Raw genomic sequence first — 12,938 nt, forward strand, 5'->3', positions numbered from 1 at the left:
GGGCTTTTATCAGCCCCGCGCTTCGGCGATGACCAGGAGCCCGTCCATGATCAGGCTCTCGACCAGCTCGAAATGCCCGTTCATGACGGGCGCCATCTTCCAGCCCGCGCCGCCGGTCATGTAGCAGGCGGGCTCGGCACCGCAGTGCGAGCGCACGTGCTGCACCATCCGCTCCACCGCGCCGGCGATGGCGTAGGTGCCGCCGCTGGTGAGCGCGTCGCTGGTGTTGGTGGGAAATTCGCGCACCTCGCCGGTCGGCACGTGCAGCCCGGCCGTGCCCGACTCCAGCGCCCGCAGCATGATGCCGTGGCCCGGCAGGATCAGGCCGCCGAGGAACTTGCCCTCGGCATCGATCGCCTCGACCGTCACGGCCGTGCCGATCAGCACCACCACCATCGGCCGCGGCGGCTCGCCCGGCCGCTCCGCCAGCATGCGGTGGCGCGCGCCGATCATCGCCACGAAGCGATCGGCGCCCAGGCGCGTGGGGTGGTCGTAGCCGTTCACGATGCCGGCCTCGCCCGCGCTCGACATCACCCAGCGCGCCGGGCAGTCGAAGCGCTCGACGATCTGCTCCTCGGCACGGCGCCGTACCGCGTCGCCGGCCACCACGCAGCCCAGCATGGAGCCGGGGGCGGGCAAGTCGGCCCACGGGCCGTCGGCCAGCCGTTCGATGTGGTCCAGGAATTCCGCGCCCTGCGCCTGCAACGCGGCGCCGGGGCGGGCCGAGTCGTAGAGCGCCCACTTGAGGCGGGTATTGCCGATGTCGATAGCGAGGAAGGGGGATGCCATGCGCCGGATTATTGCGACTTTGTGTCTTGCTCTGCTGGCGGGTGCGTCGCATGCGCGGCAGGGGCCCGCGCGAGGCCTGCGCGTTGCGGTTCAGTTCTGGCGCCAGGGCAACCCACGCTTGCGCCACCCGCCGATCTGCCCCCGGTGGCCGTTCTCATCGGGATTCCCCTCGAACCCCTCGAGGATGTTGTAAGCCTCCACGCCCAACTCGGTAGCGCGCTTCGCGGCCGCGACAGAACGCACACCGCTGCGGCACAACATCACCAGCTTCTTCTTTGCCTCGGCGGCAGCACGCACGCCGTCGTCGAATGCCGGGTTCATCGCCATGCCCGGCCATTGCTTCCACGCCAGCGGCACGGCGCCGGGCACGTAGCCGACCCACTCGCGCTCGGCGTCGGTGCGCACGTCGACCATCACGGCCTCGCCGTCGGCCATCCACCGCGCGGCCTGTTCGGGCGTCACGTCGCCGGCGTAGCCCTTGTTTTCGACGGGGTCAGTCATCTGCTTTGTTCCTTGGAATGCGGGTTTTCAATGACCGGAATTTTTCACCACTTCGTGAAAACCCTGTTTGTTGCGTGTTCCTGTGCGCCAAAGATGGCGGCTTGGGCCTGTCAAACCATAACTCCAAGACGGCAGCCTGGGTTTCCCCAGTCAGAACAGCCAATTGGAGAGAGACAAATGACAGACAGCAAACTGCCCCGCCGCCGCGGGCTGCTCAAGGGCGCCGCCGTGGCCGCCGGTGCCATGTCCGTGCCGATGGTCAGCATGGCCCAGACCACTTCGCTGCGCTTCCAGAGCACCTGGCCCGCGAAAGACATCTTCCACGAGTACGCGCTCGACTACGCCAAGAAGGTCAACGACATGGCGGGCAACCGCCTGAAGATCGAGGTGCTGCCCGCCGGCTCGGTGGTGCCCGCGTTCCAGCTGCTCGACGCGGTGGCCAAGGGCACGCTCGACGGCGGCCACGGCGTGGTCGCGTACTGGTACGGCAAGAACTCCGCGCTCGCGCTGTGGGGCTCCGGCCCGGGCTACGGCATGGACGCCAACATGATCCTGGCCTGGCACACCTACGGCGGCGGCAAGGCGCTGATGGACGAGATCTACAAGGGCCTGAACCTCGACGTCGCCTCCTACCTCTACGGACCCATGCCCACGCAGCCGCTGGGCTGGTTCAAGAAGCCGGTGGCCAAGGCCGAGGACATGAAGGGCCTGAAGTTCCGCACCGTGGGCCTGGCGGTGGACGTGTTCACCGACATGGGCGCGGCCGTGAACCCGCTGCCCGGCGGCGAGATCGTGCCCGCGCTGGACCGCGGGCTGATCGACGCGGCCGAGTTCAACAACGCCTCCAGCGACCGCGTGCTGGGCTTTCCCGACGTGGCCAAGAACTGCATGCTGCAGAGCTTCCACCAGAGCGGCGAGCAGTTCGAGGTGCTCTTCAACGGCAGCAAGCTCAAGTCGCTGCCGCCGGAGCTCAAATCGATCATCGAGTACGCCACGCAGGCCGCCAGCGCCGACATGAGCTGGAAGGCCATCGACCGCAATTCGAAGGACTATGAAGAGCTGAAGAAGGCCGGCATCAAGTTCTACAAGACGCCCGACGCCGTGCTGCGCGCGCAGCTCGCCTCCTGGGACAAGACCATCGCCAAGAAGTCGGCCGAGAACCCGATGTTCAAGAAGGTGCTCGACTCGCAGCGCGCCTTCGCCGAGCGCGCAGGCCAGTGGCAGAACGACTACTCGGTCGATTTCAAGATGGCCTACAACCACTACTTCGGACGACAGGCCAAGAAGGCCTGATGCGCTTCATGTGACGCGAGGGCGCCCGGGCGGCGCCCTCTTTCATGCCTGCACGCATGCCGCGCACGGGTCGCGGCGAGGAGTTCGTTCCGATGCAATCTTTCCTGCTGGCGGTCGACCGGTTCTCCACCTGGATCGGCAAGACCTTCGCCTGGTGCGCGCTGCTGCTCACGCTGCTCATCAGCTGGGAGGTGTTCTCCCGCTATGCGCTCAACAAGCCGCACGCCTGGGTGCTGGACGCGCAGATCATGCTGTACGGCGCGATGTTCATGACCGCCGGCGCCTACACGCTCTCCAAGAACGGCCACGTGCGCGGCGACGTGCTCTACGGCTTCTTCCGTCCGCGCACGCAGGCGATGGTCGACCTGACGCTGTACATCGTGTTCTTCTTGCCGGGCATCGTGGCGCTCACCTGGGCCGGCTGGATCTACGCGGGCGAGTCGCTCGCCATCCGCGAGCAGACCTTCTCGGCCGAGCCGCTGCCGCTGTACCCCTTCAAGTACGTCATTCCGCTCGCGGGCTTCACGCTGCTGCTGCAGGGCATCGTCGAGATCATCCGCTGCGTCCAATGCATCCGACAAGGCAAGTGGCCGTCGCGCGAGCAGGACGTGGAGGAAGTCGACGTCGAGAAGCTCAAGGAAATGGTGCACGTGAAAGACGCGGACATCGCCGCGCTCGACCGCGTGGTGGTGGCGCAAACCGCCAGCGAGGGCGCGCGATGATCCGCCGCGAACTCTGGTTCGGCCTGTCGTTCATGGCGCTGATCGTGATCGGCGCGGGCGCGGTGCTGGCGAACGCGCCGACCATCACCAACGGCCACCTCGGGCTGCTGATGCTGTCGCTGGTGGTCGTGGCCATCATGCTGGGCTTTCCCACAGCGTTCACGCTGATGGGCATGGGCATGATCTTCACCTGGCTCGCCTACGACCGCGACTGGAACCGCACGCTCGACCTGATGGTGCAGTCGGCCTTCAAGACCATGGCCAACGACGTGCTCATCGCGGTGCCGCTGTTCGTCTTCATGGGCTACCTGGTGGAGCGCGCGAACCTCATCGAGTCGCTGTTCAAGAGCCTGCACCTGGCGCTCGCTCGGCTGCCGGGCGCACTCGCGGTGGCGACGCTGGTCACCTGCACCATCTTCGCGACGGCCACCGGCATCGTCGGCGCGGTGGTCACGCTGATGGGCCTGCTGGCGTTGCCCGCCATGCTGCGCGCGGGCTACAGCGTGCCGCTGGCGGCGGGGTCGATCACGGCGGGCGGCTGCCTGGGCATCCTGCTGCCGCCGTCGGTGCTGCTGATCGTCTATGGCGCGACGGCGGGCGTGTCGGTGGTGCAGCTGTATGCGGGCGCCTTCTTCCCGGGGCTGATGCTGTCGTCGCTCTACGTGCTGTACGTGATCATCGTCGCGTGGCTCAAGCCGCAATGGGCACCGCCGCTGTCGCAGGCCGAGCGCGTGGTGCCGCTGCCGCCGCTGTCGCAGCGGCTGGCCGACAGCCCCGCCGCGCATGCGCTGGTGGGGCTGCTGAAGGGCAGGCGCAATGCCGGCGTGCCGTTCTCGCATGTGCTGAGGCAGCTCGGCATCGTCGCGATGCCGGGAGTGATCTTCCTGCTGCTCGCGGCCTTCAGCTACAAGGCCGTGACGACCGTGGAGGCACAGGCGCGCTACGACATCGAGGAGATCGGCGCCGTGCGCAGCGCCCCCAGTGAAGGGGGCCTGCAGGAACCGCCGTCCGAAGGAGGCTTGCAGGAGCCTCCCGGCGGCGAGCAGGCACCGGCGCCCGTCGCTTCGCCTGCGCCGCTGGCCGAACCGGCGCAGGCGACGGCGGACACGCCCGAAGCCGCCACCGAGCGCCCCGCGCCCACTTGGTGGTGGGTCAGCTTCGCGATCTTCGGCGCCCTCGTCACGCTGTTCTATCTGTTCCTGAGCTTCGCGCGGCTCGAGATCTTCAAGATGCTGCTGGCATCGTTCTTTCCGCTGATGCTGCTGATCTTCTCGGTGCTGGGCTCGATCGTGCTCGGCCTGGCGACGCCAACCGAGGCGGCAGCCATGGGCGCGCTGGGCGGCATGCTGCTGGCCGCCGCCTACCGGCGGCTGAACCTGGCGGTGCTCAAGGAGTCGGTGTTCCTCACCGCCAAGACCTCGGCCATGGTGTGCTGGCTGTTCGTGGGCTCGGCCATCTTCTCGGCCGCGTTCGCGCTGCTGGGCGGGCAGGCGCTGGTGGAAGAGTGGGTGCTCGGCATGAACCTCACGAAGGTGGAGTTCCTGATCCTGAGCCAGGTCATCATCTTCCTGCTGGGCTGGCCGCTGGAGTGGACCGAGATCATCGTGATCTTCATGCCCATCTTCATCCCGCTGCTCGACAACTTCGGCGTCGACCCGCTGTTCTTCGGGCTCCTGGTGGCGCTGAACCTGCAGACCGCCTTCCTCTCGCCCCCGGTGGCCATGGCCGCCTTCTACCTGAAGGGCGTGAGCCCGCCGCACGTGACGCTGAACCAGATCTTCCTGGGCATGCTGCCGTTCATGGGCATCCAGGTGCTGGCGATCGTGCTGCTGTACATGTGGCCGCAGATCGGGTTGTGGTTGCCGCAGTTGCTTTACAAGTAGAGCAAGGTCGTCGCGCGCTGCGCGTATTTCCGGCGTCGCTCCATTGACAATTAAGAGCCGAGCCGCCTCTGCGGCTTGCTCCCGCGTGAAACCCATGCCCCTGCGCAAATATATGCTCGAGCGTGCGGAAATTCTCAAGCTGCCACTTAAGACATAACAGACCGAGCCAAGCGCGCCTACCATGATGCCTCAAATTAAAAAGGGAGTGGCACATGAGCGGCAGGGAGTTTTGCGCACCAGACAATTCAAACCATCCCAAATGGAAAAGCTGGGATGTTTTCAAATGGCGCGTTCTATCGGAAAAAATGGGCGGCGGGCGAGCATATCTGCAAGCCTACAAAGACGGCTGGATTGTTTACAATAAATTTCGTATAAAAGATGCAGCGGAACAATATCGAATCCCCGCTGCGCTGCTCGCCTGTGTCGCCTGGGCCGAGGTCGGTGGCAAACCCGACGGCATAAAAAGACCCGTCTTTCAAGGACGCACATTGCAGCGGACGCTGGCGGGCAGGCCCGTCAAGTTTGGCAAACCGCCCGAAGAAACATCTGTTGGCGCAGTAAGCATTCAGTTGCGCGTTGCCTCGAAAGAGCTTGGCATACCGATTGAACTGTTGTCGTACGCCGATCGAATGAACCTGATTGCATGCCTTGAGACCGACACGTTCAATTTAAGCGTCGTTGCTCGGCATCTGAAAAATCTGATCCTGCACGACTACCCAGGCATCGATACTTCAAACCTCACGGACGAACAATTCATCGTCGCCGGCTCTCGCTATAACCGGGGCATCGAGCGTGCGCTGAGCGAATTCATCAATTCAATAAAACTTCCTCCTGGCAGCCAAGGCAGGCAGTTTTCCGAATATGGGCGCAGAATGCTGGAGCATCGCGACCACGTTTCAACGCTTCTCGATAAAATCTGACAATGAAAAAAATAGGCTTGGCAATTGCGTCGGCGTATGCTTTTTTTTGCATTGCCCTGATGCTTCTCATGCCGATGAACAAGTATGAATGGATGTTGGACGAGCCAAACGCAAAATCCGATGGACTGACTTTTTGCGGATTGCCTATTGACAATGACATCAGCACCAGATTCTTCTCTCTCGCCGTATTAATTCCACTCCTTGTTTTCGCAGCAATTCAGTCGATCAGAGAGAGAGAAATACATTACTCCCTCTGGATTTCCATTGCCCTGCTCGCTGTTTGGGGGTGGCGTTTTTTGATCTATTACCCGTTGTGCTGAGCTGAGGCTTTCTGCGATGCCGCTCGTTTCACGGCAGACGACTGAAGGTTCGCGGCCCTGTCTCAGCGCCGCCGCTCCACATACGGCCGCGCCGGTTGCCGCAGTCGCTCTACAGGCAAGCGCCTTCCTGCTCAGCGTCCGACGCGTCCTGATAGGAGCTCGACGCTGCAGAGCAGCCTGTCTTCGCTGTTGCTCTCGTATGCGGCCATCGAGCGATATCCGGCGGCATTCCAGTATTGCGGCTGTTTTGGATCCAGGCTCAGGGCGATCACGCCGAAGCCGCACGGCTTCCCTTGCAAAACGAAGACCACTTCTTGCCCGGAGCCCCAGGGCTCTTTCGCAAGCACCCGATAGGGCGTTTTCCTGCAGGTCGCAAAAGGTGTATGCCACTCGATGGACTTGCTCTGCACGGACAGTCTTCCGAAGCACTGCCTGCCTGTGCCTTGATACTCGCCGGTGAACGAAAGATCGGCCGCCGGCAAAGGGTCGGCGAGCAGCAATCCAAGGAAGCCCAGAGGCAGGAAATTGATTCTCTTCATTTGCATGCGGCGGCATCGGGCTGCCGGATCACGCCGATCGCGTAGTCAAGCTTCTGGGAGTATCGAGGATCACCCGTGTTGTACCTGCTGGCGACAAACCGGGAACGTCAACTAGCGCCGCCGCTCCACATACGGCCGCGCCTGCAGCAACACGATCTTGTCCCCCACCGTGGCCCATTCGATGTCCTGATCGACCGCGTTGAAGGTGCGCTTCACCGCCGCGCCCACGTTGGCCAGGCGCACCACCAGTTCGTCGGTCAGCACGTTGCGCCCGGCCTCCACCGGCACTTCCTTCACGCCGCCGTCCTTGTCGAGCTGCAGCGCCGTGTCTTCGGCCGAGCGGCTCAGCACCTGGATGGCCTTGGACCAGCTCGAATACATCACCTGCTCGGCCACGCGCCGGCCTTCGACCACGCGGATGCCGATGCCGCGCTTGGCCGAGATGTAGGTGACGTGCGCATGCCCCGCGTCGAAGGGGTCGCGGGTGATCATGACGCCGGCGTTGGTCGAGTCGATGGCGGTCTGCACGAACACGCCCATCAGCACCGACTCGGCGCCGAAGCCCGCGGCGCCGCGGGCCTCCCAGGCCTCGGGGTTGAAGACCGAGGCCCAGACCTTCTTCACCGCGGTCTCGAGCGCGTCGCCGGTCTTGACGTTGGGCACGGTGGTGTAGAGGCCCGCGCCGCTGAAGCCGGGCAGGTCTTCGGAGTTGGACGAACTGCGCACGAACACGCCGCCGCCGCCCAGTTGCGACTGCCACGCGGCGCGCCATGAGGCCGCGGTGGCGGCATCGACCGGCCACTGCACGATCTCGTCGCGCAACTGCGCCAGCGCCTTCTGGCGGATCGTGGGATCGCTCGCGAAGCCGGGCTGCTGCTGCATGCGCGCGATGCGCTCGCCCAGGCCGTTGGCACGCATGAAGCGGTCGTAGTGCGCGAAGGGCACGCAGAAGCCGTCGGGCACCGACGTGCCCGGAATGCGCGCGGCCTGCATCGCGCCGAGGTTCGCGGCCTTGACGCCGCACTGCGCGCTGTTGCGCGCGCGCAGCGAGGCCAGCGGCAGCAGGCGGGTCTCGCGCAGGTCGGGCCTGATGGCTTTCGCGCCGCCGGGGGTGGCGCCGGTGGAGGCGGTGCGCACGGCGCGCGGCGGCAGCGCCGCGATTTCGTCGGGCGTGAGGCGGCGCACCTGATAGCCCGAGGCCGCGACCTTCAGCGCCACCCACTGGCCCGCGTGTTCCTTCAGCACCGTCGCGGCGTCGCGCACATAGGCGTTCGGAATGCCCCAGCCCTTGGCCAGCAGGTTGACGTGCGACAGCGCCGTGGACGGCCGCTCGGTCAGCACGCCCGCCACCGGCGGCAGGCTCAAAGGCACCTGCCGCAGCACGGCGATGTCGTCGGGCAGCAGTGCGTTGATGCCCGATTCGTCCTCCACCACGCGCACGCGGCCTGTCGCGGTGCCGAAGTTCATCGGCATATAGGGCTGCTCGCGGATCAGCGCTTCCTGGCTTACGTAGTCGACGCCGGTTTCCTGGGCAACGCGTTCGTGCAGCGTGGAATTGGTCTTGAACTTCACCGGCGCGAAGAAGCTGGCCTTTACCTGAGCATCGGCCTGGCGCAGCAGCGGCGCGGTGAACTTGTCGCCTTCCCAGAATTCGTAGGTGAAGGCGCCGATGTTCTGCTGCCAGCTCAACGTGCCGAACAGGAAGCGGCGGTCGGGCGCGAGGTAGTTGCGGTCGATCTCGCGCTTGGCGGTGTTGGGCGCCAGCCGCGTGTCGCGCAGGAACCGCACATGCAGCTGGTAGCGCGGCGTGTCGATGTAATACATGCGCGGCGCCGGTCTGGCCTTCAGGTCGATGACGAACAGCAGATGCGCCAGCTGCATCGGCGTGCCCGCGTCATAGACGCGCGCGAGCCGGTCGAAATCGGCCTGGCCGCGCAGCGCCGGCAGCGACGACGGCACCGCCGGCCGCTGCGCAGGCGGCTGGGACTGCGGCTGGTTCTGTTGCTGATAGTAAGAGGGCTTGCGCGCAAGCTGGGCGGCAGCCGGCACTGCCGCGACGGCGGCGATGCACAGCGCCAGCAGTGCCGGCCCACTCTTTTGGAAGCACACTTGACCCACCGGGCGTGCGTTGTTTTCGTTCTTCACCTCTGTTTCCTCCTTACAGCTGGTTGCCGAATGCACCTGCGCTTCACCAAGCAAAGGGACAGCGCTGACAGCGGCAGCGGATTCTCGCGCGTTACAAACAGGCAAACCGGGCGACCGGACCGCTTCATACATCCGGGGATCAGAGGAATCACATGAACCGCACGACACCTGGGCGCATCCGACGCCCGTTGCAACATTGGCTGCTCGGCATGGCGCTCCTGTGCGCCGGCATCGCGGCCGGCGCGCAGCCCGGCCCACAGGGCCAGATCGCACGACTGAACCAGCAGCAGGGCACCGTGAGTGTCGTGCCCGCCGGCCAGGACCGCTGGCAGGCGGCCCGGCAAGGCAGCGCGCTGTCGGTCGGCGACCGCGTCTGGACCGACCGCAACGCGCGCGCCGAGCTCTATATCGGCCCCGTCGCGCTGCGGCTGGCCGGGCAGACGCAAGTGGAATTCTCGGGACTCGACGCCAACTTCGTGGACATCACCGCCAGCCAGGGCGAACTGCAGCTGCGTGTGCGCGACAGGCTCGCCGGCCAGAGCCTGAAGATCCACACCGGCAACCTGCACGCCGTGATCGACGCGCCGGGCGAATACCGCATCGCCGCCGACACGGCCACTTCCACCACCTGGGTGGCGGTGGCGTCGGGCCAGCTCACGCTGTACAGCAAGAACGGCGCCTCGCAGTTGCTGACCGCCCGCCAGCAGACGACCGTGTCCGGCCGCGACCTGACGGCCGTGCAGACCCAGCGGGTGCCGAACGCCGGGTTCGACGCCTGGGTGGCCGAGCGCGACCGCATCGAAGACCGCTCCGGCACCGCCCGCTACAGCCCGCCCGGCCTGCTGGTGCAGCCCGCGGTGGTGGCCGTGCCGCAGCCGCAGGTGCGCTACGAGTCCGACTACCGGGCGCAGCAGGAACAACAGCTGGCCTGGCAGCGCGAACAGGACTGGCGCCAGCAGCAGGACGAATTCCGGCGGCAGGAAGATTGGCGCCGCGAACAGGAATGGCGCCAGCAGGAAGACTGGCGCCAGCAGCGCGAATGGCAGCAGCGCCGCGAATGGCGCGACCGCGCCGAGCAGGACCGCTGGCAGCAACAGCAGCAACAACAGCAGGTCTTGCGCCAGCAACAGGAAATGCAGCTGCGCGCCGCGCAGGCGCAGGCCCAGCAGCAACAGCAACTGCTTCAACAGCAGCAGCGCGCGGCGCAACAGGCGGCGCAAGCGCAGCAGCAGCAACTGCAGCTTCGCCAACAGCAGGAGATGCAGTTGCGCGCCATGCAGATGCAGCAGCAGGTGCAGGCCCAGCAGGCCGCGCAGCAGAATGCGTTGCGCCAGGCCCAGGAAGCGCAGTTGCGCGCGATGCAGCAGCAGCAACGCGGACTTGCCGCAACGCAGCAGCAACAGCAGCAAGGCCAGAGCGAAGACCTGAAGCGGCTCTGGACCTCGCCGGACTCGCGCTGACCCGAAGGGCACGGGGCTGCGAAGCCCCGCCCGGAGCGCCGCCATCGCTCCACCGCTAAAGTCGGCGGCCAAGGAGCCTTTCATGTCCACATTCGACTTCGATCTCTTTGTCATCGGCGGCGGCAGCGGCGGCGTACGCGCCGCGCGCATGGCAGCGCAAACCGGGGCCCGCGTCGGGCTGGCCGAGGCCGCCGAACTCGGCGGCACCTGCGTCAACGTGGGCTGCATACCCAAGAAGCTCTACAGCTACGCGGCTGGTTATGCCGAATCCTTCGAGGAAGCCGCGGGCTACGGCTGGAAGCTGCCGCAGGCTCCGCAGTTCGACTGGGCGCATCTCAAGTCGCAGCGCGCCAAGGAGATCAGCCGGCTCAACGGCATCTACGGTTCGCTGCTGAAGAACTCGGGCGTGACGCTCGTCACCGGCTGGGCCCAGCTGGCCGATGCCCACACGGTCGAAATCGACGGCAAGCGCCACACGGCGCGCCACCTGCTGGTGGCCACCGGCGGCACGCCCTTCGTGCCCGACATTCCGGGCCGCGAGCACATCGTGACCTCCGACGCGATGTTCGACCTCGACCCTTTCCCCAAGCGCCTGCTGGTGGTGGGCGGCGGCTACATCGCCTGCGAGTTCGCATCCATCTTCAACGGCCTGGGCGCCAAGGTGACCCAGCTGCATCGCCGCGCGCACCTGCTCACCGGCTTCGACGACGACGTGCGGCAGTTCCTGGCCAACGAGATGGGCAAGGCCGGCATCGACCTGCGGCTCAACTGCGAGGCTGCATCGGTAGCGCGCAATGCAGACGGCCTCACCGTCACGCTGGCGCGCGGCCAGCAGATCGAGGCCGACACGGTTCTCTTCGCCACCGGGCGCGTGCCCAACACGCAGGGCCTGGGCCTCGAGGCCGCGGGCGTGAAGCTCGACGAAAACGGCGCCATCGCGGTCGACGCGCACTACCGCAGCTCGGTGCCGTCGATCTACGCCGTGGGCGACGTTTCCACGCGCGTGCAGCTCACGCCGGTGGCACTGGCAGAGGCGATGGTGGTGGTCGACGAACTCTTCGGCAAGGCCAAGCGCCGGCTCGACTACGAGTTCATTCCCACCGCCGTGTTCACGCACCCGAACATCGGCACCTGCGGCTACAGCGAGATCGATGCGCGCGCGAAGTTCGGCGATGTCACCGTGTTCTCGAGCGAGTTCAAGTCGCTGCGCCACACGCTCTCGGGCCGCAGCGAACGCACCTTCATGAAGCTGGTGGTCGACAAGGCCACCGACCGCGTCGTGGGCCTGCACATGGTGGGCGCGGATGCCGGCGAAGTGGTGCAGGGCTTTGCCGTGGCGATGCGCGCTGGCGCGACGAAGGCGCTGTTCGACAGCACGATCGGCATCCACCCCACGGCGGCCGAAGAGTTCGTGACGATGCGCGAACCCATGCCGGGCTGATCAGGCCTGCGCCGCCTGCCGCAGCTTGCCCTCCAGCAGCTTCACCAGCACGAACAGCACCCGGTTGGCCGGTGTCGGCACGCCCAGCGCCTCGCCGCGCCGCACCACCAGGCCGTTGAGGTGGTCGATCTCGCTGAGCTTGCCGCGCGCCAGGTCTTGCGCGGTCGACGAGTACTGCGCGGGCATGCTCTGCGCGATGCCCCGCAGGGCTGCGTCGGTGTCGCCCGGCACCTCGACGCCTTCGGCCTGCGCCACCGCGAGGCATTCGGCCACCACGTCGCGGATCACGTCGCCCACGCCCGTGCCGTGCACGAGCACGCCGTAGGGCAGCTGCGTGATGGCCGACAGCGCGTTATAGGCGCAGTTGAGGATCAGCTTGGCCCAGAGCGAGCCGCGCACGTTGTCCGAGATCTGCGTGGGCACGCCGGCCGCCGCCAGATGCCGCGCGACCTCTTCGCTGCGCCGCGACGGCGCGATCACCAGCTCGCCGCGGCCGTTGTGCTTCACGTGGCCGGGGCCGGACATGCCGGTCGCCACGTAGACGACGGCGGCGGCCACTTCGTTCGACGCAGGCAGCACCGCGCGCACGCGCTCGTCGTTGTCCACGCCGTTCTGCAGCGTGAGCACCAGCGCGCCTGGCGCCAGATGCGGCCCGATTAGCGCGGCGGCCGATTCGCTGTCGGTCGACTTCACGCAGAACAGCACGAGGTCGGCGCCCCGCACCGCGCCGGGCTCGGTGCTCGCGGCCATCGGCACCTGCCCGTCGAAGTCCCGGGTTTCCAGCCGCAGCCCGTTGGCGTTGACGGCCTCCACGTGCGTCGGCCGGCCGATCAGCACCACCTCGTGTCCAGCGCGCGCCAGCATGGCGCCGTAATAACAGCCGACCGCGCCGGCACCCATGACTGCGACTTTCATCGATTCGACT

General features: G+C 66.3%; 12 protein-coding genes. 7 read left to right on the forward strand and 5 right to left on the reverse strand.

The genetic code is table 11. The annotated features are described in order from the left end of the window. Positions 1 to 9 precede the first annotated feature (9 nt). Together L3V85_RS31165 and L3V85_RS31170 are read right to left on the reverse strand one after the other, a co-directional pair. Positions 10 to 789, reverse strand: a complete 780-nt coding sequence (locus L3V85_RS31165; protein ID WP_237676457.1) for a type III pantothenate kinase — start codon at positions 787 to 789, stop codon at positions 10 to 12. 90 nt (positions 790 to 879) lie between these two features. Further along, on the reverse strand, positions 880 to 1,290 hold the full coding sequence (locus L3V85_RS31170) for a rhodanese-like domain-containing protein (protein ID WP_237676458.1): 411 nt from the start codon (positions 1,288 to 1,290) through the stop codon (positions 880 to 882). 177 nt (positions 1,291 to 1,467) lie between these two features. On the opposite strand from L3V85_RS31170, the gene L3V85_RS31175 reads away from it, so the two are divergent. From L3V85_RS31175 to L3V85_RS31195, 5 genes are all read left to right on the forward strand, one after another. Continuing rightward, positions 1,468 to 2,583, forward strand: a complete 1,116-nt coding sequence (locus tag L3V85_RS31175; protein ID WP_237676459.1) for a TRAP transporter substrate-binding protein — start codon at positions 1,468 to 1,470, stop codon at positions 2,581 to 2,583. Between the two features lie 92 nt (positions 2,584 to 2,675). Beyond that, positions 2,676 to 3,305 carry a TRAP transporter small permease subunit gene (locus L3V85_RS31180; RefSeq protein WP_237676460.1) on the forward strand — a complete coding sequence of 210 codons (630 nt, stop codon included), beginning with the start codon at positions 2,676 to 2,678 and terminating at the stop codon, positions 3,303 to 3,305. After that, complete coding sequence (locus L3V85_RS31185) at positions 3,302 to 5,188, forward strand: TRAP transporter large permease (protein ID WP_237676461.1); 1,887 nt, start codon at positions 3,302 to 3,304, stop codon at positions 5,186 to 5,188. The genes L3V85_RS31180 and L3V85_RS31185 overlap by 4 nt, the downstream gene beginning before the upstream one ends. Positions 5,189 to 5,400: 212 nt before the next feature. Next, positions 5,401 to 6,108, forward strand: coding sequence for a hypothetical protein (locus tag L3V85_RS31190; protein ID WP_237676462.1), 708 nt, complete (start codon positions 5,401 to 5,403; stop codon positions 6,106 to 6,108). 2 nt (positions 6,109 to 6,110) lie between these two features. After that, a complete protein-coding gene (locus L3V85_RS31195; protein ID WP_237676463.1) occupies positions 6,111 to 6,428 on the forward strand; it encodes a DUF2645 family protein in 318 nt (105 codons plus the stop codon). Between the two features lie 131 nt (positions 6,429 to 6,559). Here L3V85_RS31195 and L3V85_RS31200 read toward each other — a convergent pair whose 3' ends face one another. Both L3V85_RS31200 and L3V85_RS31205 read right to left on the reverse strand, forming a co-directional pair. Then, positions 6,560 to 6,967: a hypothetical protein gene (locus tag L3V85_RS31200; RefSeq protein ID WP_237676464.1), complete on the reverse strand. Its 408-nt coding sequence runs from the start codon at positions 6,965 to 6,967 to the stop codon at positions 6,560 to 6,562. A gap of 111 nt (positions 6,968 to 7,078) precedes the next feature. After that, positions 7,079 to 9,112: a PEP/pyruvate-binding domain-containing protein gene (locus L3V85_RS31205; RefSeq protein ID WP_237676465.1), complete on the reverse strand. Its 2,034-nt coding sequence runs from the start codon at positions 9,110 to 9,112 to the stop codon at positions 7,079 to 7,081. 152 nt (positions 9,113 to 9,264) lie between these two features. Between L3V85_RS31205 and L3V85_RS31210 the strand changes: the two genes are divergently transcribed. Then, on the forward strand, positions 9,265 to 10,572 hold the full coding sequence (locus L3V85_RS31210; protein ID WP_237676466.1) for a hypothetical protein: 1,308 nt from the start codon (positions 9,265 to 9,267) through the stop codon (positions 10,570 to 10,572). Positions 10,573 to 10,654: 82 nt separating this feature from the next. Next, on the forward strand, positions 10,655 to 12,013 hold the full coding sequence (gorA, locus tag L3V85_RS31215) for a glutathione-disulfide reductase (RefSeq protein WP_237676467.1): 1,359 nt from the start codon (positions 10,655 to 10,657) through the stop codon (positions 12,011 to 12,013). Here gorA and L3V85_RS31220 read toward each other — a convergent pair whose 3' ends face one another. Next, a complete protein-coding gene (locus tag L3V85_RS31220) occupies positions 12,014 to 12,928 on the reverse strand; it encodes a ketopantoate reductase family protein (protein ID WP_237676468.1) in 915 nt (304 codons plus the stop codon). It abuts the gene before it with no gap. Positions 12,929 to 12,938: the final 10 nt, after the last annotated feature.

Origin of the sequence: Variovorax paradoxus, assembly GCF_022009635.1 — a bacterium.
Classification (GTDB): domain Bacteria; phylum Pseudomonadota; class Gammaproteobacteria; order Burkholderiales; family Burkholderiaceae_C; genus Variovorax.